The following is a 25,016-nucleotide window of genomic DNA, read 5'->3' as shown; positions in this document are numbered from 1 at the left end:
ATCTGTCTCCTTAAGGCGATGAAGTGCCCGCCAGCCACTGGCTGGCGAACGCGAGGGAGGTGCCGATCATGGACAGCGGTGTGACTGCGACGCTGGAGTTGGCCCCGCCGGAAAGCACGTGCGAGTAGATGTCGATTCCGAGGAAGTGGCCGATGCTGGCTTCGGGAACCTGCACCGTGTACGGGCCACACGGAGTGACGATTCCCGTCGGGCTGGTCGAAGGGCCGGACGTGACCGTCGGGGACTGCCACATCCACCCGGTCACCGAATCGACGATCTTCACGTAGCTCTCGCCGACCGCAGCCGGATTGGTGTTGCCCCACGCGGTCGACATCCGCCACTGTGCCAGGAAACAGCTGTTGTTCTGCTGCACCTGGCCGGTGTAGTACGAAGTGAACGCGCTGCTGCTGTTGAAGATCGCACCCGGTGCGCTCGGGTACATCGGCACTTGCACCTGCGGCTGCGCCAGCCCGTAGCCGGTGTCCGGGTCGGTGCCCAGCACCAGGTTTCCCGAACCGTCGAAGACCGACACCGACGCGCCGCCCAGCCCGTTCGGGTTCGGCACGATCTGCATGTCCGTGATCCGGCCCAGCACCGGATCGTCGTGACTGACCACGAACGGAAACTTGGACTGCCGGGCTTGGGTCTCGGCCTGCTGCTGCAACGCGGTCAGCTGATTGACGATGTAGTCGGCCGAGCCGGGACGCTCGACGGGGTGGTTCGCGACCACGTGGCCTCCTATCCGGCGCGAACGGCCTGCAACTGGTGGTCGACGCGGTCGCGCGGGGTGGTGCTGGTGCGCGAGATTCCGATCACGCGCCAGCGGTATTCGCCGTCCGGCAGCCAGTGGTGATCGGTCGCCGAGTAGGCGGCGAAGTGGCCGGGGGCGTACGTACCCAGCTGCGGGTCCGCATCCGCCAGCACCGTGGCCTGCCACTGCTCGGACTGCGAAGAGGACAGCGCCACGTTCGCGGTCGCCCAGCTGTCCAACGTGGACTGCACGGATGCGTCGGCGTGGCTGCTGTCCACGTCGTCGGTCAACGGCCACCCGGCGGCGATGAGCCCCGAGGCGGTGGCCGTGCCGTACAGCTGCCCGGCGTCCTGGCCCGCGCCCTTCACGAAACTGCGCACCGCCCCGGGCTTCAGTCCCCCGGCGATGTCGAACTTCGTCAGCGTCCGCCGGTAGAAGAACCGCAGATCGACGCCGGGCTGCACCAGGTACGGGCTGCCGATCAGCAGCCGGTGCCGGATGTAGCGCTGGCCGCCCACGGTGGTGAGGTAGGGCTGGAAGAACACGTCCGGGCCCTGGTCGACCTGCGTCAGCTCGCGCAGCCGCGCACCGCCGTACGCCTGGTCGTACCCGTGATAGGTCCGGGTGTTCCCGCTCCCCGGGCTGATCGTCGGCAGATCTATCGGCAGGTTGCTGCCCGCGATATAGGACATGTTGATCTGGTGGTTGACGATCTCGCGGGCGATGTAGGGCAGCGTCCCGTTGATCGTGATGTCGGCGGCCGGGTCGGTCAGCCGTTGCGTCGCCGGGTTCCATGCCGCGTTGTGCAGCACCCGCCGGTCGAGGATGTCCCAGATTCCTTTGCCGGACACCGTGAAGTCGGTCGTCTCCGAGTCCGGCTGGTACGGCGTGATCGGCCCGGCCTGGCACACGAAGTCTCCGCGCAGCACCGCGACCGAATGCCGGTCCGGCACGCACCACTCCCGCACCCGCGCGGTCCGCGGTCCGTTGCCGCCGTCGAGCGGGACGGCGACCTTCCAGCCGCCCGCCTCGTTGAGCAGTGCGGACCAGTCCGGCTCGGCGAGCAAATCCAGGTCGTAGAGCACGCGGCCGGTCACGGTCTGGTACACCAGCGCCGAATACTCGCGCTCGACGGTCGCCACTGTCGCCCCCTCTTACCGGCTCAGCCCGGTGTCGAACACCGCGAAGTGGCGCTTGTCAGGAAGCTCCCCGCCGCCGCCCGGGCCGCCCCGCGCCTGCCAGCCCGAGCCGCCGTTGCCGAGGGTGATGTAGTGCGTGATCGCCGCGGTCACGGTTCCGGCGGTGAGGCCGAGCGCCGCCAGCGACGCGCCGGAAACGGGGGCCGTGAGGTGGCAGGTGTGGAACTTTCCGTTGCCCTGGAGCGTCTGCGTGGTGCTGTGGAACAGCGGGCTGGTGTTGGTCACCGTGGCGCCGTTCGCCGCGCGGAACCCGATCGTCATGTACGGCCGGTCGGCGGCGGCCGAGACGCACCCCTGCCACTCGAACGTGTACGACCGCGCCGGGTCGAACGTGAACGACGCCTTGTCGCCCACCACCTCGGTCTGCGTGCCGAACACGCCCTCGCCGTTGTAGACGTTCTTGGCCAGCAGCCCTTTCGCGTAGCCGAGCGACGACGAAAGCTCCTGCCAGGCGCTGCCGTCCCAGTAGCGATGCCCGTTGTACCAGGCGATATCTCCGGGCATGTACGAGGGATCCGAGAGCAAGTCGCCCGGCAGCAGCACACGCACGCCGCCGATCGGAGCCGTGCTGCGGCGGAGGTCGGTCAGCGTCACCGTCCCGTCGGTGGCAACCCTTGCCCGAGCCAGCGGGATGCCCGCCCCGCCGCCGGACGCGGCCGCCGGCCACGTCGAGATGTGCCCCAGGAACGGGTCCCAGGTGACCGGGTCGACCGGGGTCCCGCCCGGCTGCCCGGTGATGATCTCGATCCGGCCCGGGATGCCGCCGCTCGCCGGGATCGTGTCGCCCAGCTGCGTGTCGTAGGCGCGGAACACCACGATGTCGTTGCGCGGGTTGGACGCGGGAGGCGTGTCACACGTGACGGTGCGCGCCGCAGGCAGTTCCCACGACAGGTAGCCGCCCTGCCCGGACCGGCCGATGACCGCCGAGCCCGGATTCACCAGCAGCGTCCGTCCGGACTGGACAGACACCCGCAGGTCGTACGCGGACAACGCGTCCGCCGCCGTGGGAATCACGCCGGACCGGATGGCGGACAGCGGAGAGGTGTTCGAGCCGCCGAGGAACAGTGACTGGATCAGGGCGCGGCCCTGGCGGGCGTTGTTGACGCGGTTGCCATTGGGCATCGCGGTCAAGTAGCCGTCCGCATCGGCGTTCACAGGCGCCATGACAGCCCCCTTTCAGTTGTTCGCGTCGCGCCAGAAGGCGACAGTGGTTCCGGCCCCCACGCCGGTGAACTGCACCGCGCGAGAGGAATTGGGCGGAAGAGAGATGAACTTGGCGCTGCCCAGCGCGCCCGTGCGGTCGATCCCGTCGAGAGTCACCGGCGTCGGGTTGAAGGGCGAGCAGTCGATGCGCAGCGTCTGCCCTGCCGTGATTGACCCGGTGTAGGCGAGAACCCCGCCGGTGACCGGGTCGGTCCACGCCGGGTTCTGCAAGCTCGACGGCGTCGTGACGACCAGCAGCGGCCACGTCGTCGCGGTGCCGCTGTTTTCCAGCGCCAGCACGTTGTTCGCGCCGCTGCTGCCCCAATCCAGGCCGCCGTTGGCCCAGTCGAGACCGCCGGGCGAGCCGCCGATCCAGTCGAGGCCGTCGGTGGTGCCGGTGGCCAGCGTCGCCTTCGCCGAACGTTCCGCGGTGGAGAGCAACCGGCCGTCCGCCGCGTAGAGCGGCAGCTGCCAGTCGAACCCACAGCCGTCCTGCCAGAGCGCGCACTTGGGCGCGTCGGCGTCCAGCTCGACCGTGATCTGCTGCGGGTCGATCCCGTCGTCGATCACGAGCAGCGCCTGGCCGCCCTCGGGGAAGATGCTCATCAGCCGTTTCCGCGCAGCCACGCGGGAAACCCGGTCTCCGGCGTCGCACCAGCCTTGCAGCGCACCGGCACGGGCCGCCGGATACGAACGCGAGCGGTACGCGCCGGACCCAAACGGCCGCTCGTTGTTGTGCATCTTGCGCGCCACGCCGTCGGAGACGAACGAGGCACCGCCGGGCGACACCACCCAGCGGCATCCCAGATCGTCGTCCACATTGGCCGACCACGAGCCGATCGCGTACGTCGGCAGGATCACCTGCGTCGGCATCTCACACTCCCCTCATGGCCCAGCCGACCGACGACGACACCGACGCGGCGATCCGCTGCGGATTCGACTCGGGCGGCGAGTAGATGTGGAAGTGCTGCTCAACCTTCGCGGCCGTCGGGGACGCCGACCGCCGCACCGGTACCGCCGCCGTGGCAACCGGTGCGGTTTTCGGCGCGAACGCATCCGGGGTCATCCCCCGGTTGATCGCCAGCAACTCCGGCAGCCACTTCGCGGTGTCCACCGCATTGACTACGAACTCCTTCGGCGACACCCACGCCGGAATCAGGTCCTGACGCGGACCGCCCGGCCCGGACAGCAGGCCGCCGCCGATCGCTGTCACACCGCCCGAGGCGTACCGACGGGCACCGTGGTGCGTCAGCAAACCGCCCGTCGCCGCGAAGTCCGCCCGGTTCGCACCGGCAGGGAGCTTCGGCGCGCCGCGCACGTCGTAGGTGACGACGATCGTCGTCGACCGGTTGCGCGCGGCCCAGTTGATCGCTCCGTCGGCTTCCGACGCGTTCGCGCCGACCTGGATGAACCCCTTGCTGGTGTTCGCCACCCGCACGGTGTCGCCGATGATCGACTTCGCCGCCGAGTTGTAGGCGTCGATGTTCATCCAGCCCCAGCTGCCGTTGACGTTCTGCACCAGGACTTGCAGCTTCTTCGTCGCCGGGTCCTGGCGGGCGTCGAGCGTCATCGTGCCGGTCGAGCCGTTGGCCTTCTGGACAGTGAAGCTCAGCTTCCCGTCCGCCGGGGCGGAGTTGGCGTCCAGCTTGATCGTGCCGGTGACCTTGCCCGCCTTGTCCACCATCAGCTTGATCCCGGTCTCGGCCGGGATCGTGTTGGCAGACACCGAGAACGTGCCGTTCGGCAGCGTCTCGACCTTGTACCCCAGCTTCTCCAGGGCATCGGCCGCGGGCTTCTCGTCCGCGTTGAGCGTCACCGTCGCGCCGGGCGGCAGCGTGGCCAACTGCTTGACCACGTCGCCGATCTTCTTCTGCGCCTCCTCATTGCCCTCCAAGCCCAGCGCCGTCACGATCTGATCCGGCACGAGCCCGTAGTGCGCGAGCAGCGTCTGGATCTGCATGTCGTTCAGCCCGAGCTGCTTGAGCTGCTCGGCGAACTTGTCCCGCATCGGCCCGAGCTTCGAGGTGATGTCCGCCGCCGACGCGCCGCCGTCCTTGAGCGACTGCGCATACGACGCCATGTCGGTAGCGCCCTGCTCCAGAACGTCCTGGAGCTTCGACCCGGCCTCGGACGTGGTGTTGATCGCGCCCGAGTTGTCGATCAGATCCTTGGTGTGCTTGGACAAGCCGAGGTCTTTGAACGAGTCGCCGATGGCCCGCAGGTGGTCGTTCCACGCCTGCAGCGCTTCCTCTTCGGACTTGTGCCGTCCGGAGAGGCGGTCGAGCACATCGATGATCGCCTGGCCCTTGGCCGCCGTGTCACCGGCAGTCTGATTCAGCGTCGTGAACGCCGAGTTCAGGCTGGACGCCGCCACCTTCGCCGCGTACTGCGCGGGCGTGACCTCCTGCGCCGCAGCGGAAACGCCCTTCAGCGCCTGCGCATTGGCGTTCGCGTCCTTCGACGCGTCGGCGAACGTGCCGCCCTCGCCACTGATGATGTCCAGCAGCTGCTGCGCTTGGAATCCCGTGTCGTCATAGGCACGGGCCACGCCGTCCACGTAGTTGATGTGGTCGTCGAACGCCGCGCGCCCTGCCTGGAATCCCGTGGCGACCTTGCTGTGCTCGGTCGCGATCGCCTGGAGGGACGCCTTCAGGGTGTCGCCCGCCTGTGTGTTGCCCAGGTAGGCGTCCTGCAGCTGCTGCAAACCCTGCTGCCCCACCAGGTTCAGGACGTCCTTGTTCAGGTTCCGCACGCCGTCGGCGACCTTGTAATTCCCGAGGTCGTAGGCGGCCTGCGAACGCACGTTGCCGTCGATCGCGCCGCCGGAGTCCCGCAGCGCCTGCGCCAGGTTGCGCTCGCGCTCGGCGTGCGCCGCCGCGTTCGCCGCGGCTTCCTGCTGCTTCTGGCCGAGGATGTCCAGCCCGATTGCGAGCGCACCCGCTGCGAGCGTCGCCGGGCTCAGCGCGGCGCGTGCGAGACCGCCCACTGCGGTGCCCGCCTTCGCGGCATTTCGCTCGACACCGGTCAGGTTGTTCCCGGCATCGCGGACCTTCTGCCCGATCCCCTCGAAGTTCTTGCCGACATCGATGCCCATTTTCGAGAGGATCAGGGTCGACGCGGTGAGCGATCCGGCCAGGTGCGTCAGCTCGGGCGGCAGCAGCGACACCAGGCCCAGCACGAGCCGCAGCATCCCCACGGCCCCGGTGCCGGTGGTGGTGAACCCGGACAGGAACCCGATCGCTCCCGAGCCCTGCGCGGTCAGGTCGACCAGAGCGCCGGTGACGTCGTCGGTGATCGCGTACAGCGAGTGCAGCGGACCAGCCGAGCCCTGCGCCAGGTTCGCGAACAGCGTGCCGAACCGGGACAGCAGCAGCTGCACGATCCCGCCGAGCAGAGCCATGCCCTGCGCGGCACCGGCAGAGCCCGCCGACGCGTTCGCGAAGAACTGCCCGACGCCGGTACCGGTCTGCCCGACCAGGGCACGGAAGCCCAGCAGCGGCTCTTTCGACGCCATGACGGCAGTCACCACGCCGGGCATGGCGTTCTCCGCGAAGTCCGTCACCGCGCCGGTGAGGATCCGCACCGCCGGAGCCGAGCCGTTGACCGCAGCGGCCACCTGCGGACGCAGCCGGTCCCACGCCTTGCCTGCATCGTCGATCGCGCCGGAGACCTCGGTCTTGAAGCCGCCGCCCATCTGCTTCGCATCGCGCTCGACGCTGTTCACCATGTCGGTGAACTTCTGGGCGATCTCGTCGTCGGTCGAAGCGATGTACGTGCCCAGCGCGGCGAAACCGCCCGCCACCAACGCCAGCGACCCGCCAACGCCGACCGCACCGGCAGCCGCCGCAGCGGGCAAACCTACCGACAGGGCGGTGAACTTCAGTGCGTCGAACTGTGCGTTGGCACGCTTGGCCATCCGCGCCAGATCGTCCTCGGCCGGTCGGGTCTTGGCCTGGACTTCCAGCTGAACCGTACGGCGACGGGCCACCAGCGCAGCCAGCTCGGCCTCGGCCTTGCGGATGTCGGCGTCGACTTCCACCGACGTGCCGCGCTTCTTGTTCAGCTCCTCCAGCTTGGTGCGGAGCTTGGCGATGTTCGCGTCAAGGTCGATGACGGCCGAGCGTCGCTTGGCGACGAACTCGTCCGCCTTGGCCTGCGCGAGCTTGTCGTCCAGGTCTGTGTCGAACTGGACAGGTTTCCCTGCGGAGACCTTTTTCTTTACGGCCTCGGTGTTCTTCGGGTCGTTGAGCGCGGTGTCCCAGCGGATCGCGGACTCGCCCTCGATCCGGGCCCGGATGCGCTTCTCGTCCCCCGAGGTGTTGTCCCGCAGGTTGACTTCGACGTAAGCGCCGGCCAGCTTGAACTCGCCTGCCACCGGAACCCCCTCACCCGAGGTCGAACACCCCGGCCTCGTTCACGCCGCGCGGCCCGAACTCGCGGGTCTGGTTCAGCGCGGCCAGCTGATCCCGGCTGTGCGCCGTCACCGATACGGCCTCCGGCGTGCCCACGGCTTCGTGGACGGTTGCGGCAGGCTGTTCTGCCTCCAGCCGCAGCGCGTGACGCACCGCGCCGTCATAGAGCGGCAGCCGCACCATGCGCGGCAGGAACACCGAGACCGGCAGCTGGTCCAGCTCGTCCACGCGGTGGAAGACCGACATGTCCGAGAGCACGTCGTCGAGGTGCTGGAAGAACCAGCCGACCGCCGACAGCCGTTCGTGCCAGGCGTCGGTCAGGCTTTTGGGCCGAACCCGCTCTCCGGCAGGATCCGGTCCATCAGCGCCTTGAACACGGTCTGCCACGCGTCCGGGGTGACCGTCTCGCACTCCTGCAACGCTTCCCACGCCTCCGGGGTCAGCAGCTTCTCCGCCGCGTACGAGATGGCTGCCGCCTCGCCCTTCGTGACGGCGAGCGAGAACGCCTTCACCGACCAGGACGGCGGAACCTGCTTCGGGATCGTGTAGGTAGTGCCGCCGATGGTGAACAGCGCTTCCCGGTCGGCGAGCAGCTTGTCGGTCTCGGCGCGCGCGGCGGCGTCGTCGAGCACCAGGCCGAGGTCGGCCGGCGCTTTGGCCGGGCGCTTGCGCGGAGCGGGCTTGCGGGCAGTGGTCTTGCGGGGAGTGGATGCGGCCATGGTGCGGTCCTCCTGACAGGACAAGGGAATGGGGCAGCCCCGAGTCCGTGGCGGTCAGGCGCGCACGGACGCGGGACTGCGTCTGGGGACGGATCAGGCTTCGACCTCGTCGATGATCCGAATCGGGCTCACCGACTCGGAGACGAAGTACGCCTGGAACTCGGCGGCGAGCACCTGCTGGTCGGCCTTGGCCCAGTTCAGCTTCGTGTTGCCGGACGGCAGCGCCTTGCGCAGGATCGCCCGCCGCTTCAGCGAACGGGAACCGTCGGTCACGTCCGGGCCGAGACCGTCGATCATCAGCGTCCGGTACGGCGCGCGGTTCGCGTTCTGTCCGGCGTTCAGATCGGACGTGGCGTAGCTGGTGCCGGTCGGCCCGGCCGTCATGTTCCAGGCGTAGGCGAGGTTCGGGCGGGTCATCTCGGCGAAGTTCACCGTCGCCTTGATGTCGCGGTCGGTCAGCCGCCCGCCGAGCTTGTCCACGAGCTGGTCGCCCTGGAGAGGCGTCCAGGTGGGCTCGACCGACACATCGGTGCCGCCGAGCGTGATGCCGGTGTCGTACCAGGCGCTCGCGGCCGGTGCGATGTTCACGTCGGCCAGCGCGGGCTCGTAAGCCAGCGACGGGTCGAACGCGAACTTGTAGATGTAGAGCCGGGCCGGACCCATCACCAGGTTTCCGGGCTGAAGGCCATCGAGATCGGCCATGATCACTCCAGAGAGGACTGTGGGCCGTGCGGCCCGAATGGTTGGTTGTCAGTCCCCTCACGGGGTGCTCTTGGCGACCGGGACCCAGTTCAGGACCAGGTCGAGCGCATAAACGGCGTAGTCGCCGAAATCGCCGTACGCCCGCCTCGGCTTCCCGAGGACCCACGCGGTCTTCACCACCGCGTTCTCGCTGCACCCGGTCAACTCCAGGAACCACGGCTCCCGCCGATAGGTCCCCGCCTGCACCGAGGTGGCGAGGTTGCGCGCCCTGTTCCACGGCGGAGCGTCCGTGCCCGGCGTGGTCGCCCAGCTGCGCACGTCCATCACCGGCGACTCGAACCGGTACTCCGGCACGGTGTCGCCGCCCGCCACCGCCACGGTGAGGAAACCCGTTGCGGCCCAGGTGCTCGCGTCGCGCGGCAGGACTTCCCCGACCATCCCGGCCGAGAAGCCAGCCAGCTGCGCGAGCCACGCGCATGTCACCGCCTCGTCGGAGGCGTAGATGAACGGGGCGGTCATCACGCACCCCGCCGTCGGTAGAGCGCCGGGCGAAGGTACGGCTGCGGCGGAACGACTTCACCCGTGAACACGGTCTCGCCGTCCGGCCCCGCGTATCCGACGCGATGGCCCTCTTCTACATAGAGCGCGTAGTTGAGATCCGAGCCGATGCGCGCGGTGTCGCCGTTGATCTCGCTCGACAGCGACTCGCGCAGGTGCCCGGTGTCGACCGGGACCAGCCGCTTCGCGTCTTCGAGGACTTCCCCGGTGAGCTTGCCGAACAGCTCCCGCACGTCATCGGCGATCTTTTCTTTCCAGCCGGGTTCCTCGCGGTACTCCGCCACGGCTCACCCCCCGTCGTCGCCGATGCGTTTCAGCTCCAGCACGGTGTCCGGCGTCCGGCCCGGCGTCCGCGGGCGGGTGACGTTCTGCACCAGGTACAGCACGCCGTTGGTGTCGTCGCGGATCCGGTCGCCCGTGCGGATGTCCGCAGTGGACGGAACCGTGCCGGAGACGACGCGCACCACGCGCGGCGTCTGCGTGGCCGGGTCCCAGGTGCGCGCCATGCGCTCTTCCACCGCCAGCAGCACTCCCGTGGCGGCCGGAGTGGTGTTGTTCGGCACCGGGTCGCCGTACGGGCTGGGCGCGGTGCCCCTGAAGATCGACGCCCGGCACGTCGCGAGCGCCCACATCAGACCGGACTCCAAACTCCGGGATCTCCCCCGTCGTCCCCGTAGACCTCGCGGCGCTGGTCCGTTGGCTCGTTCGGTGCGCGCACATGGAACGAGCCGGAGCCGATCCACGACACCCGCCGCAGCGCCTGCGCCGCATGCGGAGCGAGCACCATCCACGTGGGCGTGCCCTGCGTCGAGTTGCTGCCGCCGGTCGTGGTGATGTCCTGGCGCTCGAACAGATCCGGCTGCGAAGACTGCCACGCGGCCTGGTAGGCCACGGCCAGCTTCAGCCAGTACCTGTCCCGCCCGCCGATCCTGTCCGCGTCGGCGAAGATCCGGCCCGCGTGCAGGTCGATCGTCGCCTGCGCGCGCAGCACCGCGTCGTCGTCCACTGTGGCTTTGGCGTAGGTGAACACGTCACCCGCATTGGCCCAGGTTTCGGTGTCAGGCACGGCGTTCTCCCTTCCGGGGAGGGGCCGCGCAGCGAACCACGCGGCCCCGTCACGCCGTGCCTCAGCCGATCACCAGCATGGAGAACCCGTTGACCGCGCCCGGCGCGAACGCCTTGCGAGCGCGGAAGTACAGCACGTTCTCGTCGGTGTCGACGCCGATACCGGTCTGGCTGTCCTGGAAGTTGACCGCGAGCGGGTTGCGGTCGCCGACCTGGAGCAGCTGGCGGTTGCCGACCACGATGAACGGCTTCCCGGTCGGGGTCGCCGAGCCCGCCGCGCTGGTCTTGCAGCCCATCGAGAACTGCATCTCGTAGCCGAACAGCCGGGTCGCGGTCGCAGCCTGGCCACCACCGGCGGTGCCGTTGGTGGACTCCTGGAAGACCGGATCGCCGTTGGCGTTCTTGATGCCCCGCAGCGCCTGCTTGAACGACGGGTGCGCGATCACGACCACCTGCGACTCGTCGAACCAGTCGCTGACCTCGTGCTGGCCGATCAGGGCCGAGAGGTTGTCGTAGGTCGCAGCCGTGGCACCCGTGGTCAGGTTCGTGCCGCCGGTGTAGCCCACCGCCGAGTCGTTCTGACCGAGCAGGTAGTAGAGGCTGTCGAAGCCCCACCCGCTCGTCGCCTTCGCCGCCGTGATGCCCAGGCACACATTGTCGAAGAGCTTGCCGTAGGCCGTGCCCGCGTCGCCGCTCTTGGCGTTCACGACGTCCGCGAGCGAGTCGGCCATGTCCTCCTCGGCCACGGTGACCTTGCCGCCGAACTTGTCGGCGTTCAGCAGCACCGAGTCGTTCGGGCTGGAGTCGGCCGGTGCGCTCTGGGACTTCTCCCAGTGGCCGAGCACGACACCGCCGGAACGCGGGGTGTACTTGGTCTGCGAGCCCATCGGAACGTGGTGGCCGAAGCGCTCCACGGCCGAAGCCTGCTGAACCTTCTGGATGACATCGGGGTTGGTCTCGATCGGGATCCAGCCCGCCCCGGTGAAAGCGACAGCCATGACGGCTCTCCGTTTCAGTTGGGAAATGAGGGAAAGGGCCGTGCCTCGGATTGCTGCGGCTCGGCCGGAATGCCCTCACGGGCTGCTCTTGGTGCTGCGGTGGCGGACTGGATCAGCCGCCGTAGCGGGCGGCGATGATCTCGCCCGCCGTCTTCGGGGTCTCGGCGGTCTGCTTGCCGCCGGGAGTCAGCCGTCCGGGCCGCGGCTTCTCGCCGTCGCCCTCGGCTTTGAAGAACTCGGGGTAGTCGGCCTTGACGCGCTTGACCTCGGCCTCCAGGCCGGTCACGTCGCCCTTGTCGTCGATGTCCAAAGCGGACACGTTGACCAGGCCGATCAGCGCGGCCACGCGATCGGTCTTCGCCTCCGCCTCCAGCAGCGCCGCGCGGGCGCTGGCCTTGACGGCGGTGGGCTTGTACCGGGCGGCTGCGGCCTCGTCGGCTTCGCGCTTGGCCTTCTCCGCGTCGGTCTCGTGCTGCTGCTCCAGCTCGCGGATCTTCACCCGCCGCTGCGCGGACTCGGCGTTGGTGGCCGACAGCTTGGCCTGCAACGCCTCGTACTCGGCCTTCGTCGGCGGCGTCCACTCGGCGCCGCCGTCCTTGCCGTCGTCGGTACCGCCGGTGTCCTGGCCATCGCCACCGCCGGTGCCTCCGCCGCCCGAACCGCCGTCGGGGTCCGCGTCGCGCGCGAACCGGCGGAACCGGGAGTTCAGGGTCTTGATCGCCATCTCGGCGTCTCCTCTGCTTTCTGCGCCCTCACGGGCTATCTGGTGAATGCGCCGCGCTGCACGGCGCGCTCGGCCCGCTTCTTCACCGAGGCCGGAACACGCCAGCCGGACGGGGAGCGGGAGTTCTTCTGGCTGCCGATGCGGTTGAGCAACCGGTCGGCGGCTTGAATGCGGACGTTCTCGGACTCGCTCGGCAGCGCGTCGCCGCGCAGGATCGAGCGCTCGGCCTCGCGCCGGAGCGCCGAAGGCAGGTCGAATGCAGCCGAGGCCGAGGCCTCCGCTGCGGCCTTCTGCGCGGCGGCCGCGCCCACCAAGTCGCCCCGGGCAAGGGAATCGGCGGCCGCGTCGGCCCAGTCGTGCGTCACCGACAGCGCGCCCGCCTCGTCGTGCCCGAGCCAGGGCGAAACCCGGCACCGGCAGTACGGATGCCTCGGCGGACGCTCCAGCTCGATCTCGACCAGCTCGCCCTCGGCGTCGAAGCCCATCGGCGGGTACGCCTTGGCACCGAACGTCAGCCGCCAGTCGAACGCGTCCCCCGGCTCGATCACGTGGCCCGACAACGCCAGGCAAGCCACGCAGGCGTCGCGCTCGGCGATCCACACCAGCCGCCCGCCCACGTGCTCGGCAGCGGCGGCCAGGCCCTCGTTCAGCTCGTCGTTCGCGGCCGTGCGGGCGGCGCGCTCCACGATGTTCCCGGCCTGGTCGGCAACGGCCAGCTGCCGGTTGATCGTCTTGAAGCTGCCGCGCTGCAAGGACTCCACGAGATCCGCCGCCTGCGCCAGCTTCGCGCGTGCCGTCGCGGTGCTCTCGTCGATCTGCCGCCGGGTCTCCGCGCGGATCTCGTGGCCGAGGTTCCGCTGCGGGGCGTTCGCCTCGATCAGGCCCTGCGAGACCCCGAGAATCCGGGCCCGCCGGGCGAAGTCGAGCAGCACCGGTGCCGGGTCGATGCTCACGGCACGGATGCGGGCAGCCAGCTCGGCCGTGTAGGCGTCGAAGTCCTCGCCGGAGCGAAGGCCCGCAGGCTTGCCGAAACGCCGCGACCAGGCCACGTGCGCCCACGACAGCGCCGCTTTGAGCGCGTCCCGCACCGGACCGGCCGCAGCAGCCGCTGCCGCGTCCTCCAGCTGGAGCGCCTGCCCGTCGTGGGCGACGATCACCGCCGGGACGACGCTAGCCGGTGCCGTCATCGCTCGGCCCCGCCACGTCGCCGATCGTCTTGGCGATGACCGCCTGGACGCTGGCCGTGTCCATCAGACCGCCGGCCACGGCCGTGGCGAAGCTGGCCACCGCGTCGCCGAGCTGCGCGAGCAGCGCCACGCGAACGGAAAGGCCGCCGTCGCCCTCGTCCAACCAGCGCTGCACGTCCTCGGCCTTGTAACCGATCTCGGTCAGCGACTGGTCGAGCGGGACGCCGAGTTCCTGCTTCTGCTTGGCCTGGCTGAGTTTCGTGGTCTCGTCGGTGGACTCGATCGGAGCCCACGCGATCGACACCGGCGCGTCCTCCTGGCCCAGCAGCCGGAGAACGAAGCGGTAGAACCCCCGCCAGGTGCCGTCGAACGAGGTCTTGTGCGCCCGGGTCTTGTCGTCCAGCGGCTCGTTGGCCGTCTTCAGGCTCTCCCCGCTGGGGATCTGGCCCGTGCGGTCGAACAGGTGCAGCGGGGTAGCCGACACCAGCGCGCCCTCGCGCAAGTACGTCTCGCGCGGGTCGAGGAACACGGCGGGCGTCGTCGGGTCCAGCTGCTTGACGTCCTTGTAGCCCTCCAGGTCCCACACGGAACCCGGCTCGCTGGACAGCTTCGACTTGCGGTCGCCCATCGCCGAGTCCGTGCGCTGCCCGTCCGGGCTCGCCAAGAACTCGTCCTCGTCGAGGTCGTCGATGTCCGACGGGCCGACCTTGCCCGCGTCGCGCAGGGCCACCCGCTGCGGGAGCGTGTTGTAGTCCACGCCCGCCATGTGGGAGATCTCCAGCTTCAACAGCTTGTTTTGGCTGCCGTAGAAGGGCTTGTGCTCGGGTGTCCCGTACTCGCCCGGCAATCCGCGGCCATGGAAGTGGAACACCGGCAGTTCGCCGTACGGGTTCTCTTCCTCGGCCGGAACGCCGTCGGCCTCGTACGGCTGGAAGTCCCCGGCCTTGCTCGCCCTTGCACCCTTGGAGATCAGGTGCTCGATGCGGTCGGTGTAGATCAGGTCGACCCGCGTCCGCTTCGCGCCCAGCGTGGTCTTGATGCTCCACCGCTGGATCGCGAACCGTTCCACGCCGTCGTCGTCGTAGATCACGCGCATGGTTTTCGGTCCGTGCACCGAGATCTGCACCTTGCCCTCGACCACGTCGCCGTTGTCGTCGAGCACCGGCCACGCCGTCAGGTAGCAGTCGCCGAGCTGCAAGGCGCGGCGCATCACCTCGGGCCGGACCTGCGCCATCCGGTTGGCCTCGTCCGCGTCCGCGATCATCTGCGTGCGTTCGTCGGTGTCGCTGGTGATGGACTCGATGCGCAGCTTGTTCGCGACGGCGTCGATGATGACGTTCCCGTGCAGCGTCTCGAAACTCACGCCCTGGTCGCGCAGCAGCCGCCGCACGCGCCGCGAGGTGAAGACCTCTTCCACCGGGCCATCGCTGTACGCCTTGGCCTTGTCGTAGCCGGGCGCGGCGTCGTCCATCGCCTTCAGGCCGTCGTCGAGATCCGCCATCAGTCCGCCCCCTCTCGTGCAGTGGCCCGCAGCGGCGGGGCGTCCTTCAGGAACAGGTCGACGCCGGAGCCCACCGCGTCCACGAGGTCGTCGTGCGCGTCGAGGGGGAACCGGATCATCTGTGCTTCGAGCTGGTGCAAGCGCTTCTCGTGGAAAACGCGGCCGCGCTGGTACTTCGCCAGCAGCGAGCCCGCGCGGACTTCCTTCGGCCGGGACTGGTGCACCGTCCGGACGTTCACCGGCAGGTGATGCAGGATCGCCTTCCAGGCGTCTCCGCCTTGGTTGGTCTCCACCAGAACGCCGGTGATCTCCGGGTACTCGTTCAGGATCTCCAGCACGAGCTGCCGCAGCTTCTCCCCCGGCGGGATCTTGACCTGCCGGGCGTAGCGGACGACGCATGCACGATCCGGACCGGGCGCGGTCGCGCCGACCACCGCGAGCGCCGTGTAGTCCGACTTCTCCCGCGTGGTCACCGCAGGGTCGATGCTCAACAGCTGGTGCGTCAGCGGCAGGTCGTCGCGATAGGCGAAGTCCTCACCCGACCAGAAGGCGGTGTCCGCGGCCATCGGGTTGTTCCGCATCTGGCTCTGAAACTCGCGGATGTGCCGCTGCGACTCGATCCAGGCCATCGGCCAGCGCTCCGGCCACAAGCTGCGCTCGGTGCCGTCGTCGTCGGTCACGATGATGTCGCTGTAACGCGGCACGAAGCCGTGGTCGTCGACCCACGAGGGGTACTGGTCGCCGCGCTGCTTCGCGGCCACGTCGTCGATGATCGCGCCGGGGATCGCCACCGTGCCCGCCATCGTCACCGAGGCGAGGTTGTTCATCGGCAGGATGCCCGACACGATCGTCTTGAGCCGGTTTTCCTTCTGCGCCGGGGAATAGTTGCCCTCGGTGCCCTCGACGTCGTCCAAGATCAAGTGATCCGGCCGGGTGTTGCCGACCTTCAGGCCCAGCACCTGCGAGTCGATGCCCGAGGCGGTCATCACTAAGCCGTTCTGCGCCACGAACATGTGCTGCGAGTCCGACACCGTGGTGCCCGAGGGCCGCTTGGCCGGCGCGCACAGCTGCGGGAAGTCCGACCGCAGCAGCGGGTTGTTCTCCAGCTCGCGCTTGAACGTGCCGAGGTGGTCTGTGGCCTGCTTGTCGCTGTTGGCGAAGGCCGCGATGAACCGACGGTGCCTGTGCGCGGCAAGCCACATCGGGATGATCAGGAACCACCACGTGCTCTTGCCGAGCCCGCGCGGGGCGATGATGCCGTCGCGAAGGTCGCCGGGCCGGTACGACGAAATGGGCCGGACGTACCGCTGCGCCAGCTCGCACCATTCGACGTGCGCCTTGCTGAACGTGATCTCGCCGCCGGTTTCCCGGCCCCGCAGATGATCCGCGAGATAGACCACGCCGAAGAGCAGAGGATCCAGCTCGGTGAGCACCCGCCGCCCCTCAGGGAACTCCAGCAGACGCTCGTCGATCCCGGCCAGGTGCGCGTCGAGGTCGAACATGGTGTGCCCTCCGCGTCCTGCCCGTGGGCGGGCTGTGACCGAGGGCTCTGCCGGGCTCCGTCCGGCAGCTCACCACCGGGAAGGCTGTCCCGAGGTGTTGCCGGAGCGGCCGGGCAGGCCGTAACCGTGATGACGCCAGATGAACGTCTCCTCGTGCACGTGGGCGAACTTCGCCCCGGCGTCGTACAACGAGAGGTAGAACCCGTGGTCGTCGTTGACGGCCCCGGTCTCGTCGGTGATGAACCGGAAGCCGCCGACCTTGCGCGCGAACTCGGTGCGCACCAAGCTCGTGGTCTGAATGTGGGCCTTGCGCCGCAGCAGCTCGGGGTCGAACTCCGGCCCGCCGCCCCAGTACCATTGCCGGGGCTTCACGTTGTTGTGCTCGTCGAGCACGCGGGGCAGGGAGTAGACGACGTCCGCGCCGGTGCGCTGTGCCTCGTCGTGCAGGCGCTCCAGGTGGTTCGGCAGGAACTGGTCGTCGTCGTCCAGCCACGCCACCCACTCGGTGCTCACGCGGGCCAGTGCCCGGTTGCGGGTGGCCGCGCTCCCGGTGTGCTCGCCGTCGGTCTCCACGATCACCTCGGCGGGCTGCAACGTCTGCCGCTTCACTGACAGCAACGCCTTGCGGAGCAAGCGCTCCCGGGGCGGGATCGTGGGGACCACGACCGTGATGGGCGCGGCGGCGGTCACGGGACCGTGTAGCCCTGGAGCAGCTTGCCGAGCGCAGCGATGGCGTCCGCGCTGGAGGCGTAGGTGTTGGTCAGCGTGTAGGTCTGACCGTCCGGCCCGTGCACGGTGATCTGCTCGACCCCGCCGATGTTGACCACGTCGGCGAAGGCCGCCGCGTCCAGGTTCACGTACGCGGACTTGTTGTTATTGCACTCCACCCAGTGCGCCATGTTCGCTCACTCCCTCAGTCGTTGGTGTAGGCGGCTTCCCACCGCCACGCGTTGCCTTCGATGGTCTGTGTGCTGGCCCATTCCTTGGCCTGCTTGCCCAGCTGTGTGCGCGTCTCCGGCTCGTTCACCAACGTGGTCAGGTGCTCGGTCCACTCGCGCGGTGTCGACGCTGTGAGCGTCGCTGAGCCTGATTCGGCGGCCAGCCGGTACGGGCCGAAGTCCGACGCGATCGCGGGGATGCCGAGCGCCGCCGTCTCCAGCACCGCAAGCGGGCTCTTGCACTCGTTGAACGACGACGGCCGCAACGGGATCACCGCCAGGTCGAAATCGACGGCCCGCAGGAAGTCCGACACGCCCTCGTGCCAACCAGTCCAGCGGGTGCGGCCGTGGTTGCTTTCCACGCGCACCTGATACGGCGCACCCATGCAGTGCAGTTCGGCGCGGTCGCGGAAGTCCGGGTGCTGCAAGAACCGGCGAAGCGGCTTGGCCAGCTCGCCGAAGTCGCGCGAGTGGCTTGCCCCGCCACGCCAGCCGATCGTCACCAGGTCGCCTGCCTTCGGGCGCTCGTGGTCGAGCAGCCACGCCGGAATCATGTTCGGCAGCACGTGAATCGCCGCGGTTCGGTTGATCTCGCGCGCGTGCTCGGCGAGCCGGTCCGTGGTCACCGTGATCACGTCCGCCACGGCCATGTTCTCGCGGTACCGGCGCACGGTGTCCTCGGTGTAGAAGCGGTGCGCGATCCGGTTGGACGGGTCCACTTCGGTCAGCAGATCGTCCGTCTCGAACACCAGCTTGGTGTGCCCGGCGAGGGCCAGCTTCTGCCACGTGACGCTCGCGCCCTCATTGCACACGCGCTGGCCGATCACCACGTCGCACTCGCCACTCTTCGCCTCGGCGGGCAGCGTGCCGTCCAACATCACGTCGTGGCCGCGCTGGGCCAGCTCCGCGCCCGGCAGCATGAGGCGGTAGTAGCCGCAGCCGGAACGGTCGGCCAGCCACCCGAAGATCTTCACGCGCCCCGCTCCTTCCCCTGCCGTGCGGCGAAACACCACCGCTGTCACGCGCGACTCACTTGACATGTGGACCACCGTCATCACCGGCGTCTTCGCACTGGCCGGAGTGTTCGTCGGCACTGCCCTGGAGCCGGTGAAGAACTTGATCACTGCTCGTGCGAAGACTCGTCAGGTACGCGGCGAGCAATGCGCGAGGCTCATCGGGGCAGCCACCGTCATTCAGCAACGATTGGTGTCGCTCAACGCCGATTTCCGGGCCGAACGAGCACGAGAGCAGACAGCTACTGATGATCAGCGATCAGGCTGGATCCAGGAGGTCAACGACGGCAAGGCTGCTCTTCGCCAGTCATCTGACCTGCTGTTCCTCTATGGTCCTGACGTCCTTGCACGCAAGGCTCGCGAGGTCAGAGATGCGGAGCTAGCCGCGCACAAACTGCTGGAATCACCGGGCACGGATCCGGACCCCATGACAGTTCCGGCAGACCTCGATGCAGCCTTGCAGGCGCTCGAAAAAACGACGCTGGACTTCGCGGTTCTCGCACGCCGGTACACGCGCTGAGCACCTGTACATCCAACCCGAACGCGCCCCGTCGAAACGATCAGCAGCCGGTCGACGACTGACCGTACATGCAACTTGGACAACGCGGCTTGTTCGTCACCTTCGTCGCCGTCATCGGTTTCATCGTGCTGCTCGACGTCGGCATCGCCACGGGGCGCGGCACCGATTGGTGGGCCTCGGCCGGTCAGTGGGTCGGTGGCGTCGGCTCCATCGGCGCGGCCGGGGTCGCGGTCTGGATCGCGGTCGAGGGCTGGCGTCGCTCCGAGCACCAAGCTGCCGAGCAGCAGACCAGAGACCAGGCGTCGAAGTTCGCCGTGTGGATCGGCAAGATGGAGACGGAGAAGGAGATCAGCCCGCAGATGTTGGCCGAGATCGGCGTGATGGGTGCCATGATCCTCGGGGACCAGAGGACCCTGAAGCTCGATGAGTACGTGCTGATGTTCCAGAACAGCAGCCCTCTGCCGATCTACCAGGTCGCCGTCAGCGTGCGAGTGCTTCGGGACCGCTCGTTCAACGTACGCTCCCAGGTTTGCCCGCCGGGGCCGCTGCCGCAGGTGCTCGACGGCGACGACAGCCAAACTTTCCACGCACGCCTAACGTCGCTCGTCCAGGACGCGACACCGAATGATGACTCCAGCTTGGCCCGCGTCAGGGAAGCCGAGTTGCGACATCTCAAGCGCCTTTACCGCGATCCGCACGACGTGATCACACGCCGTTCGGAGATCACCGTCACGTTCCGAGACGCAAACGGGCTGCGGTGGGTGCGGCAGCCCGACGGCCAACTGGTCAGGCGCTAGTCCCCGGACAGCTCGGCACGCCGGGCCGCGTTGCGTTCGCGGGCCTGGCGCAGCAGCTCGGCCGCGTCGGCCGGCGCTTCGGTGATCTCGGCGGTCATGACGACGTCCGACTTCACCGGCGCGTCGAGGCCCGCGAGCTTGGCGATGCGCTCTTCGATGCGCAGCAGGCGGTCCATGGCCGCCAGCACCGGGCCGTCGTCCAGGATCGGCTCGCCCTGGCCGGGCGCGATCTTCGCCACCGGCTCGCCGTCGTCGTCGAAGTCGACGAAGGGCTGGCCCTCGCGGATCACTCGGCCGTGCGAGACGGTCACGTGCGCGCGCTCCAGGACTTCCAGTGCGCGCTGCCGAAGCTCGCCGAGGCGGTCCAACTGCTGCTGCCGAAGCTCCGCGGCTAGCGGGGTCACCAGCTCCTCGGCCTCGGTCTTGGACCAGTTGGCGACCGTCTGGTGGCTCACGCCCAACTCGGCGGCCGCCTGGCGGAGCGTGAGGCCCCGCAAGCGGAGCCGGTATGCCTCGGCCCGCAGCTCGGCAGTCTCGGCCTCGGTGCGCTTGTTGTGGGCGTTGCCGCCTTCTCCTGCCATGGCGTCAACCCCCTTACGTCAAGGGCACGGCGTGCCGACCCGGCGGCCGTCAGGCAGCGGGCGATACTCGCGCTCATGAGACTGAGCGACCGTGCGATGTTCTGGGTTTTCCTCGCCGCGATCGGTGCGCTGGTGCTCCTCGTCGTGGGCATCTCAAACGGCAAGGACGCGACGTGGTGGGCGGCCTGGGGCCAGTGGGCTGGTGCCTTCGGCTCGGTCGCCGCGGCTGGCACTGCGGTCTGGATCGCCGTCGTGGGATGGCGCAAGTCCGATGCCCAATACCGCGAGCAAGCGCAGCGTACGGAGACAGCGGAGCTGCAGTACCTCGCCTCGCGGTTCGGCGTCTGGATTGACCGGGGGAACGTCGTCAACCCGAAGGTCATGGTCGCGAACAGCGGCCCATTGCCGATCTACCAGGTGCTGCTGGGGTTCACGTTCCCGGACCCCGGCCAGCTCACAGCCGCCTGGGAATCCGGAGAAGGCGTCAAGAAGAGCGTCATAAGGATCGACAGCGTGGGCCCCACCGATGGTCCTCAAGTGCACACGTACGCAACCAAATGGCTGATCAGGCACCTGGTCGACGTCGCCGAGGAACACCTGGGAGAGGCCGCTTTCACGATCCCGGACGAACCCGGCGCACGAAGAGCCTTGTCCCTCGCAGCACGAACTGATCTGGAGAACATCGTGCCGTTCGGATGGGTGGAGGTCTACTTTTCCGACAGCAACGGAAACCGATGGACCCGGACCCGAGAAGGGAAGCTCATGCCTAACAGCGAATGGTCCTGAGTGCCCGCAACTTGGACCGGGAGCGCGGGCACGCGGGTAGGAGGCGCGTGCCCGCGCTCGACCGGAGTAGGCCGGATCCCTCGCGCCGCAGGTGTGTCCGCTTGGCGTGTCGGCGGGGGTCCGGAGATCAGAAAGGGCGGTCGCTGCGCCTCGCCTCCCGCTGCCTCCCCGAGGGGATTCACGCTGGGATTCGTTGGGCGCAGCTCCGCCCACTCCTGTGACAGTACGTGTCGCCAAACCTGTTGGCAAGCAAGGGAAAGGCCCTACCCGATCGAGTAATACCCAAGTGGGTAGGGAAAACTCGGTCAGCCTGCGCGTGCTTTCACTGCCTCGCTGTCAATCAGGGCCAGCACGTCGGCCAAGCAGTAGCGCCCGTCCTCGTTGGGCTCGATCCAGCCGCGCCAGCGCCAGGTGCGCACGCGACCCGCACGGACCGGGGTACCCCAGCCGCGGGTCTCCTGCTCGATCTCCGCCGGGCTCAGCCAGGTCTGCTCCACGTACTCCCGCGCGGCGTGCACGGCGTCCGCGCGGCTGACCCAGATTCCGCACTCGGGGTCCGGGCACTGGGCGGCGACGCGGTCGAACTCGACGGCCACCTGCTCGCCGCAGTTCGGGCACGCGCCGAGCGGGATCCGGTGCGGGCGCTCGATCAGGTCCAGGGCCAGCTCCTCCAGCTCCAGCCACCTCAAACCCGAGGCCCAGCGGAGCTTGTCCCGCAGTTCCAGGGCATCCAGGTCGATCGGCACGGTGCTGCCGAAGCCGCCGCCGGTGGACATCGGGCCGGGCTTGCGGGTGACGGCGGTGCGCTCGATGACGTGGGCCAGGAGTTCGAGGACTTCGGACACGGGAGCCTCCTACCGAAACAACCGGGACGATCGTCCCAATAGTAACCCGGCGTGACCGCCGAGCGGTGCCATGCTGCCGGTTTCTCACGGGGCGGCGTGCCTCGCGCATAATGCGCGCAGGCGCGCGTGCGCGCGTCGGCGCCGAGAATTCTCACGAAGACGCCCCGGGCGTGGGAAACCCGGGGCTCGACGTTTCGATGACTCAGCGTCAGCGCTGGCGCTCGATCGCTCGCGTCAGGTCGACGATGCTCCGGCCGAGGCTGTCCAGCTCGCGCAGCAGCTCGGCCTGCTGGTGCGTCTGTCTCTGCATCTCGGCCGCGATGGCGTCCAGGGTTTCCTCGGCGGTCTTCGGCTTGGACATCTTCAGTTCTCCCAGTCGTTTTCGTGGTCCTCGGGCCCGTCCAGGTCCCCGAGCAGTTCCGCCGCCAGCTGGTCCCTCTGGTCCGGGCTCAGGTCGTCGAGCGCCGGGGCCAACCGTTGGGCCCGAGTTGTTCCGGGCCACGCCCGCTCCAGCCACGCCAGGCGGTCCTCCAGGGCCTCAGTACCGGGCTTTGCCGGGTCTCGGTCCAGCGGGCCCGCCTGCTCGATCCGGCGCAGCAGATCGTTAAGCCGGTCCCGGTCCCAGCGGCTCATCGAGACCGCCTCCAGTACCGCAGGATCGCCGAGCCCAGGTCCAGCAGACCCACGCCAAGCAGCGTGCACGCGAAGGTCAGGCCCAACTGGACCCAGAAGGGGCTCATCGCCGGACTCCTTGGTCCCGGGTCATCGCGCGGGCCCACTGCTCGACTTCACGCCGGGCCCAGTCCTCAGACCGGCCCAGACGTTGGGCCTGCTTCCGGCTGAACTCGTCGGACCAGGCCCATCCCTCCATCGACGTGTCAGGGGCCCAGGTACCGGCGGCCTCGCGGTCCTGCTTCTCCCTCAGCGCCAGGACCGGCGGCCGCCCCGCCGCTCGGGCCCGGCTGATGTGCAGAAGAATCTCATCGTCGTTCAGGGCCTGGTACTGGGCCTGTCCGGGAATCTCTCGCATGGTCTCTCCTCCATCGTGATCTCGGGCCCGATGGGCCCATGGTCTTGCCCTTCACCTCTTGATGGACTTAGGCCCGGCCGGTGACAGGACGGTCCCGCCCGTCCGGAACCGCGGCCGGCGATTCCGCGAGCACTTCGGCACAGGCCACGTGAGCGGCGCACGCGGCGGGAGTACCAGCGCGGTCCCGCAGGACCACGACCACGGCTCGCTCGTTGGGCCCGATGGTGGTCCCGCACTCGCAGCATGCGGGCTCGACGTTGACGACGTTCATTCGCTTTCCTCTCGTTGTTGTTCTGAAGGCTTTGGGCCCGAAGTGGTCCCGGTCCCGTCGATCGCGTCCAGCAGTTCGGTGGCGGGATCGGGGACCACCGGGACCACGAGCAGGCGCTCGACGAGGACCGACCCGTCCGGGAGCCGGGTCCGGGTCTCGCGGTACTGGGGCTGCGTCATCGCGATCCCCTGGCGGTGCGGACCACACGGGCCTCGTACGCGTGGGCCTTGTTCCCGCACGGCTGGACCTTCAGGCCCGCGAAGTCTTCCAGCTCGTCGTCCGGGACCAAGCCCGCAGCGACCGCGTTGACGAGACCGCGAACCCACACGCGCCCGGACTCCCTGGCCCCACACGCCCGGTCCCGGCCCACACCCCCGCCCAGCGCAGCTGGCGGGGTGCGCTGTTCACGCGGGCTCGTCGAAGAGGGCTGGTCCAAAGTGGCTGGTGTAGTTGGCTGGTTGTCTAGGGCAGGCCGGGGCTGAATACCCGGTCCACTGGGGCTGAAGCCCCCATCCACCGGGGCTGAATACCCAGTCGTCCGGGGCTGAATACCCAGTCCACTAGGGCTGAAAGATTCAGACCCCGTGGACTGGGGCTGAATTCCCACGCGGTTCTCGTACTGTCGCCGATTCTTCGCCGCCCTCTGGGAACGCTTGCGCTCAAGGCGTTCGTTCTCGGCCTTCTCCAGGCGCAGCAGCAGCCCGTCGTCGTCGATCGCGAGGTGCCACTGGACTGTTCCCCAGGGGCTGGCGTCCTCCTCGCTCGCCCACAGCCCCAAATCCTCGCCGCGCTCCAGGGCGTCGGCCACTGTGGACAGCGAGTCGGCTCCGCAGAACTGGGCGATGGTCTTCTGGGAGGGGAAGGCGTTCTCGCCCGTCCGGCCGTCGGCATGCAGCGCCAGGACGACGGCTACCCGGTGCAGGACATGATCGACGTGCCCCTTGGCGGTCCGGATCACCGGGAGCTTGACGGCCCACTCCATCGCCCGGAATGCCGCCTGGTCGTCGTAGCGGTGCTTCAAGCGCCGCAGGGCGTCCCCCTCAGCCATGGTCGGCCGCCTTCGCCTGGCGGCGCGCCGTCGACCGGTCCCGCTCGCACCGGCCGCAGCGCCTCTTGCCGGAGCAGTCGCGGTATCCGAAGTCGACGTACTCGTGGCCCGCCGGGCAGGCCGTTCGGCGCGCGCAGTTGTGCGTGCCGTGCCGGACCATGTCTGCCTTATTTTGGCTCGACGTGCCCCAGGCCAGGTTGTGCAGCCGGTTGTCCGCCGGATTCCCGTTCAGATGTCTGGCTTCTTGCCCTTCGGGGCGCGGGCCGACGAAGGCTTCCAGGACGAGGCGGTGGACCGACCGGTTGAGGCCGTGGACCTTGACGAGTTGATAGCCCTTGCGATTGCTGCTCGGCCGCAGAATGCGCGCCTCGCGGCCGCAGATGGACATCAGCCGCCCTGCGTCGCTGATCAGGTAACCCGCCGCGCCAGGGACGCGCCGCCAGTTCTCGGGGACGGAAACTGGCCGGGGCGGGGTGTAGTTATTGAAGTTCCGGAGTACCATCGGAATTGCTCCTTTTGACAAGGGAAGTACCTGGGCAGATCCGGCGTTAGCGGGCCGGATCTGCTTCCTTTTTCGGGGCGGGCGGAAGAAGGCGGCGGATTTCGGATCGCGCTTCGGCGGTCAGCGGGCCCGCATTGCGGACGACCTCGTCGACCCACGCCTCA

Annotated in this window: 31 protein-coding genes; 3 read left to right on the top strand and 28 right to left on the bottom strand. The window is 68.8% G+C overall.

Annotated features, from left to right (window positions below; all coding sequences use genetic code 11):
- Positions 1–10: 10 nt before the first annotated feature.
- The 20 genes from WA670_RS16375 to WA670_RS16280 all read right to left on the bottom strand — a co-directional run bounded on the left by WA670_RS16375 (position 11) and on the right by WA670_RS16280 (position 18,433).
- The gene (locus WA670_RS16375) at positions 11–730 is read right to left on the bottom strand and encodes a hypothetical protein (RefSeq protein WP_336158199.1); all 720 of its coding nucleotides are present in this window, start codon (positions 728–730) and stop codon (positions 11–13) included.
- 8 nt (positions 731–738) lie between these two features.
- Positions 739–1,893, bottom strand: coding sequence for a hypothetical protein (locus WA670_RS16370; protein ID WP_336158198.1), 1,155 nt, complete (start codon positions 1,891–1,893; stop codon positions 739–741).
- A 12-nt stretch (positions 1,894–1,905) separates the two neighbouring features.
- The gene (locus WA670_RS16365; protein ID WP_336158197.1) at positions 1,906–3,114 is read right to left on the bottom strand and encodes a hypothetical protein; all 1,209 of its coding nucleotides are present in this window, start codon (positions 3,112–3,114) and stop codon (positions 1,906–1,908) included.
- A gap of 12 nt (positions 3,115–3,126) precedes the next feature.
- Positions 3,127–4,026: a hypothetical protein gene (locus WA670_RS16360; RefSeq protein WP_336158196.1), complete on the bottom strand. Its 900-nt coding sequence runs from the start codon at positions 4,024–4,026 to the stop codon at positions 3,127–3,129.
- A gap of 1 nt (position 4,027) precedes the next feature.
- Positions 4,028–7,528, bottom strand: coding sequence for a hypothetical protein (locus WA670_RS16355; protein WP_336158195.1), 3,501 nt, complete (start codon positions 7,526–7,528; stop codon positions 4,028–4,030).
- A 10-nt stretch (positions 7,529–7,538) separates the two neighbouring features.
- On the bottom strand, positions 7,539–7,952 hold the full coding sequence (locus tag WA670_RS16350; protein WP_336158194.1) for a hypothetical protein: 414 nt from the start codon (positions 7,950–7,952) through the stop codon (positions 7,539–7,541).
- Positions 7,883–8,284: a hypothetical protein gene (locus WA670_RS16345; protein WP_336158193.1), complete on the bottom strand. Its 402-nt coding sequence runs from the start codon at positions 8,282–8,284 to the stop codon at positions 7,883–7,885. The genes WA670_RS16350 and WA670_RS16345 overlap by 70 nt, the downstream gene beginning before the upstream one ends.
- 93 nt (positions 8,285–8,377) lie before the next feature.
- On the bottom strand, positions 8,378–8,986 hold the full coding sequence (locus WA670_RS16340; protein WP_336158192.1) for a hypothetical protein: 609 nt from the start codon (positions 8,984–8,986) through the stop codon (positions 8,378–8,380).
- Between the two features lie 57 nt (positions 8,987–9,043).
- Positions 9,044–9,505, bottom strand: a complete 462-nt coding sequence (locus tag WA670_RS16335; protein ID WP_336158191.1) for a hypothetical protein — start codon at positions 9,503–9,505, stop codon at positions 9,044–9,046.
- Positions 9,505–9,828 carry an HK97 gp10 family phage protein gene (locus tag WA670_RS16330; protein WP_336158190.1) on the bottom strand — a complete coding sequence of 108 codons (324 nt, stop codon included), beginning with the start codon at positions 9,826–9,828 and terminating at the stop codon, positions 9,505–9,507. The genes WA670_RS16335 and WA670_RS16330 overlap by 1 nt, the downstream gene beginning before the upstream one ends.
- Positions 9,829–9,831: 3 nt before the next feature.
- A complete protein-coding gene (locus WA670_RS16325; RefSeq protein WP_336158189.1) occupies positions 9,832–10,176 on the bottom strand; it encodes a hypothetical protein in 345 nt (114 codons plus the stop codon).
- Positions 10,176–10,610 carry a hypothetical protein gene (locus WA670_RS16320; protein ID WP_336158188.1) on the bottom strand — a complete coding sequence of 145 codons (435 nt, stop codon included), beginning with the start codon at positions 10,608–10,610 and terminating at the stop codon, positions 10,176–10,178. Before WA670_RS16320 ends, WA670_RS16325 begins: the two co-directional genes overlap by 1 nt.
- 61 nt (positions 10,611–10,671) lie before the next feature.
- Positions 10,672–11,607, bottom strand: coding sequence for a phage major capsid protein (locus tag WA670_RS16315; protein ID WP_336158187.1), 936 nt, complete (start codon positions 11,605–11,607; stop codon positions 10,672–10,674).
- A 112-nt stretch (positions 11,608–11,719) separates the two neighbouring features.
- Positions 11,720–12,331 carry a phage scaffolding protein gene (locus WA670_RS16310; protein ID WP_336158186.1) on the bottom strand — a complete coding sequence of 204 codons (612 nt, stop codon included), beginning with the start codon at positions 12,329–12,331 and terminating at the stop codon, positions 11,720–11,722.
- A gap of 35 nt (positions 12,332–12,366) precedes the next feature.
- Positions 12,367–13,518 carry a hypothetical protein gene (locus tag WA670_RS16305; protein WP_336158185.1) on the bottom strand — a complete coding sequence of 384 codons (1,152 nt, stop codon included), beginning with the start codon at positions 13,516–13,518 and terminating at the stop codon, positions 12,367–12,369.
- Positions 13,502–15,019, bottom strand: coding sequence for a hypothetical protein (locus WA670_RS16300; protein ID WP_336158184.1), 1,518 nt, complete (start codon positions 15,017–15,019; stop codon positions 13,502–13,504). The genes WA670_RS16305 and WA670_RS16300 overlap by 17 nt, the downstream gene beginning before the upstream one ends.
- Positions 15,019–16,521: a hypothetical protein gene (locus WA670_RS16295; protein WP_336158183.1), complete on the bottom strand. Its 1,503-nt coding sequence runs from the start codon at positions 16,519–16,521 to the stop codon at positions 15,019–15,021. Before WA670_RS16295 ends, WA670_RS16300 begins: the two co-directional genes overlap by 1 nt.
- Positions 16,522–16,590: 69 nt before the next feature.
- Positions 16,591–17,211: a glycosyltransferase family 2 protein gene (locus tag WA670_RS16290; RefSeq protein WP_336158182.1), complete on the bottom strand. Its 621-nt coding sequence runs from the start codon at positions 17,209–17,211 to the stop codon at positions 16,591–16,593.
- Positions 17,208–17,420: a hypothetical protein gene (locus tag WA670_RS16285; protein ID WP_336158181.1), complete on the bottom strand. Its 213-nt coding sequence runs from the start codon at positions 17,418–17,420 to the stop codon at positions 17,208–17,210. The genes WA670_RS16290 and WA670_RS16285 overlap by 4 nt, the downstream gene beginning before the upstream one ends.
- A 14-nt stretch (positions 17,421–17,434) precedes the next feature.
- Positions 17,435–18,433 carry a glycosyltransferase gene (locus WA670_RS16280; RefSeq protein ID WP_336158180.1) on the bottom strand — a complete coding sequence of 333 codons (999 nt, stop codon included), beginning with the start codon at positions 18,431–18,433 and terminating at the stop codon, positions 17,435–17,437.
- Positions 18,434–18,497: 64 nt separating this feature from the next.
- On the opposite strand from WA670_RS16280, the gene WA670_RS16275 reads away from it, so the two are divergent.
- Positions 18,498–18,992, top strand: a complete 495-nt coding sequence (locus WA670_RS16275) for a hypothetical protein (protein ID WP_336158179.1) — start codon at positions 18,498–18,500, stop codon at positions 18,990–18,992.
- Positions 18,993–19,081: 89 nt separating this feature from the next.
- Complete coding sequence (locus WA670_RS16270; RefSeq protein ID WP_336158178.1) at positions 19,082–19,789, top strand: hypothetical protein; 708 nt, start codon at positions 19,082–19,084, stop codon at positions 19,787–19,789.
- Here WA670_RS16270 and WA670_RS16265 read toward each other — a convergent pair.
- On the bottom strand, positions 19,786–20,370 hold the full coding sequence (locus tag WA670_RS16265; protein ID WP_336158177.1) for a helix-turn-helix domain-containing protein: 585 nt from the start codon (positions 20,368–20,370) through the stop codon (positions 19,786–19,788). The two genes, WA670_RS16270 and WA670_RS16265, sit on opposite strands and share 4 nt — an antisense overlap.
- A 75-nt stretch (positions 20,371–20,445) precedes the next feature.
- Between WA670_RS16265 and WA670_RS16260 the strand changes: the two genes are divergently transcribed.
- A complete protein-coding gene (locus tag WA670_RS16260; protein WP_336158176.1) occupies positions 20,446–21,156 on the top strand; it encodes a hypothetical protein in 711 nt (236 codons plus the stop codon).
- A 305-nt stretch (positions 21,157–21,461) separates the two neighbouring features.
- Here the strand turns inward: WA670_RS16260 and WA670_RS16255 are convergent, their stop codons facing one another.
- The 7 genes from WA670_RS16255 to WA670_RS16225 form a co-directional block, all read right to left on the bottom strand.
- Positions 21,462–22,001 (bottom strand): hypothetical protein, encoded by a 540-nt coding sequence (locus tag WA670_RS16255; RefSeq protein ID WP_336158175.1) that lies wholly within the window; start codon positions 21,999–22,001, stop codon positions 21,462–21,464.
- Positions 22,002–22,209: 208 nt separating this feature from the next.
- Entirely contained in the window at positions 22,210–22,362 is a 153-nt protein-coding gene (locus WA670_RS16250; protein WP_336158174.1) for a hypothetical protein, read from the bottom strand.
- Positions 22,363–22,364: 2 nt separating this feature from the next.
- Positions 22,365–22,634 (bottom strand): hypothetical protein, encoded by a 270-nt coding sequence (locus tag WA670_RS16245; protein ID WP_336158173.1) that lies wholly within the window; start codon positions 22,632–22,634, stop codon positions 22,365–22,367.
- Between the two features lie 103 nt (positions 22,635–22,737).
- Entirely contained in the window at positions 22,738–23,031 is a 294-nt protein-coding gene (locus tag WA670_RS16240; RefSeq protein WP_336158172.1) for a hypothetical protein, read from the bottom strand.
- A gap of 267 nt (positions 23,032–23,298) precedes the next feature.
- Positions 23,299–23,481 carry a hypothetical protein gene (locus tag WA670_RS16235; protein ID WP_336158171.1) on the bottom strand — a complete coding sequence of 61 codons (183 nt, stop codon included), beginning with the start codon at positions 23,479–23,481 and terminating at the stop codon, positions 23,299–23,301.
- On the bottom strand, positions 23,478–24,350 hold the full coding sequence (locus WA670_RS16230; RefSeq protein WP_336158170.1) for a hypothetical protein: 873 nt from the start codon (positions 24,348–24,350) through the stop codon (positions 23,478–23,480). The genes WA670_RS16235 and WA670_RS16230 overlap by 4 nt, the downstream gene beginning before the upstream one ends.
- On the bottom strand, positions 24,343–24,852 hold the full coding sequence (locus WA670_RS16225; protein ID WP_336158169.1) for an HNH endonuclease signature motif containing protein: 510 nt from the start codon (positions 24,850–24,852) through the stop codon (positions 24,343–24,345). The genes WA670_RS16230 and WA670_RS16225 overlap by 8 nt, the downstream gene beginning before the upstream one ends.
- Positions 24,853–25,016 lie beyond the last annotated feature (164 nt).

Source organism: Amycolatopsis sp. VC5-11, assembly GCF_037034185.1.
GTDB classification, from domain to species: Bacteria; Actinomycetota; Actinomycetes; order Mycobacteriales; family Pseudonocardiaceae; genus Amycolatopsis; species Amycolatopsis nivea.
The sequence above is the reverse complement of the archived record's forward strand: the minus strand, read 5'-3'. Positions and strand labels throughout refer to the sequence as shown.

Coding starts and splice junctions, on each gene's coding strand:
- WA670_RS16295 (WP_336158183.1), bottom strand. CDS start 16,521: ATGTTCGACCTCGACGCGCACCTGGCCGGGATCGACGAGCGTCTGCTG.
- WA670_RS16240 (WP_336158172.1), bottom strand. CDS start 23,031: ATGCGAGAGATTCCCGGACAGGCCCAGTACCAGGCCCTGAACGACGAT.
- WA670_RS16235 (WP_336158171.1), bottom strand. CDS start 23,481: ATGACGCAGCCCCAGTACCGCGAGACCCGGACCCGGCTCCCGGACGGG.
- WA670_RS16225 (WP_336158169.1), bottom strand. CDS start 24,852: ATGGTACTCCGGAACTTCAATAACTACACCCCGCCCCGGCCAGTTTCC.
- WA670_RS16345 (WP_336158193.1), bottom strand. CDS start 8,284: ATGGCCGCATCCACTCCCCGCAAGACCACTGCCCGCAAGCCCGCTCCG.
- WA670_RS16340 (WP_336158192.1), bottom strand. CDS start 8,986: ATGGCCGATCTCGATGGCCTTCAGCCCGGAAACCTGGTGATGGGTCCG.
- WA670_RS16300 (WP_336158184.1), bottom strand. CDS start 15,019: ATGGCGGATCTCGACGACGGCCTGAAGGCGATGGACGACGCCGCGCCC.
- WA670_RS16325 (WP_336158189.1), bottom strand. CDS start 10,176: ATGTGGGCGCTCGCGACGTGCCGGGCGTCGATCTTCAGGGGCACCGCG.
- WA670_RS16245 (WP_336158173.1), bottom strand. CDS start 22,634: ATGAGCCGCTGGGACCGGGACCGGCTTAACGATCTGCTGCGCCGGATC.
- WA670_RS16285 (WP_336158181.1), bottom strand. CDS start 17,420: ATGGCGCACTGGGTGGAGTGCAATAACAACAAGTCCGCGTACGTGAAC.
- WA670_RS16230 (WP_336158170.1), bottom strand. CDS start 24,350: ATGGCTGAGGGGGACGCCCTGCGGCGCTTGAAGCACCGCTACGACGAC.
- WA670_RS16265 (WP_336158177.1), bottom strand. CDS start 20,370: ATGGCAGGAGAAGGCGGCAACGCCCACAACAAGCGCACCGAGGCCGAG.
- WA670_RS16310 (WP_336158186.1), bottom strand. CDS start 12,331: ATGGCGATCAAGACCCTGAACTCCCGGTTCCGCCGGTTCGCGCGCGAC.
- WA670_RS16360 (WP_336158196.1), bottom strand. CDS start 4,026: ATGCCGACGCAGGTGATCCTGCCGACGTACGCGATCGGCTCGTGGTCG.
- WA670_RS16365 (WP_336158197.1), bottom strand. CDS start 3,114: ATGGCGCCTGTGAACGCCGATGCGGACGGCTACTTGACCGCGATGCCC.
- WA670_RS16275 (WP_336158179.1), top strand. CDS start 18,498: ATGTGGACCACCGTCATCACCGGCGTCTTCGCACTGGCCGGAGTGTTC.
- WA670_RS16335 (WP_336158191.1), bottom strand. CDS start 9,505: ATGACCGCCCCGTTCATCTACGCCTCCGACGAGGCGGTGACATGCGCG.
- WA670_RS16315 (WP_336158187.1), bottom strand. CDS start 11,607: ATGGCTGTCGCTTTCACCGGGGCGGGCTGGATCCCGATCGAGACCAAC.
- WA670_RS16260 (WP_336158176.1), top strand. CDS start 20,446: ATGAGACTGAGCGACCGTGCGATGTTCTGGGTTTTCCTCGCCGCGATC.
- WA670_RS16250 (WP_336158174.1), bottom strand. CDS start 22,362: ATGTCCAAGCCGAAGACCGCCGAGGAAACCCTGGACGCCATCGCGGCC.
- WA670_RS16305 (WP_336158185.1), bottom strand. CDS start 13,518: ATGACGGCACCGGCTAGCGTCGTCCCGGCGGTGATCGTCGCCCACGAC.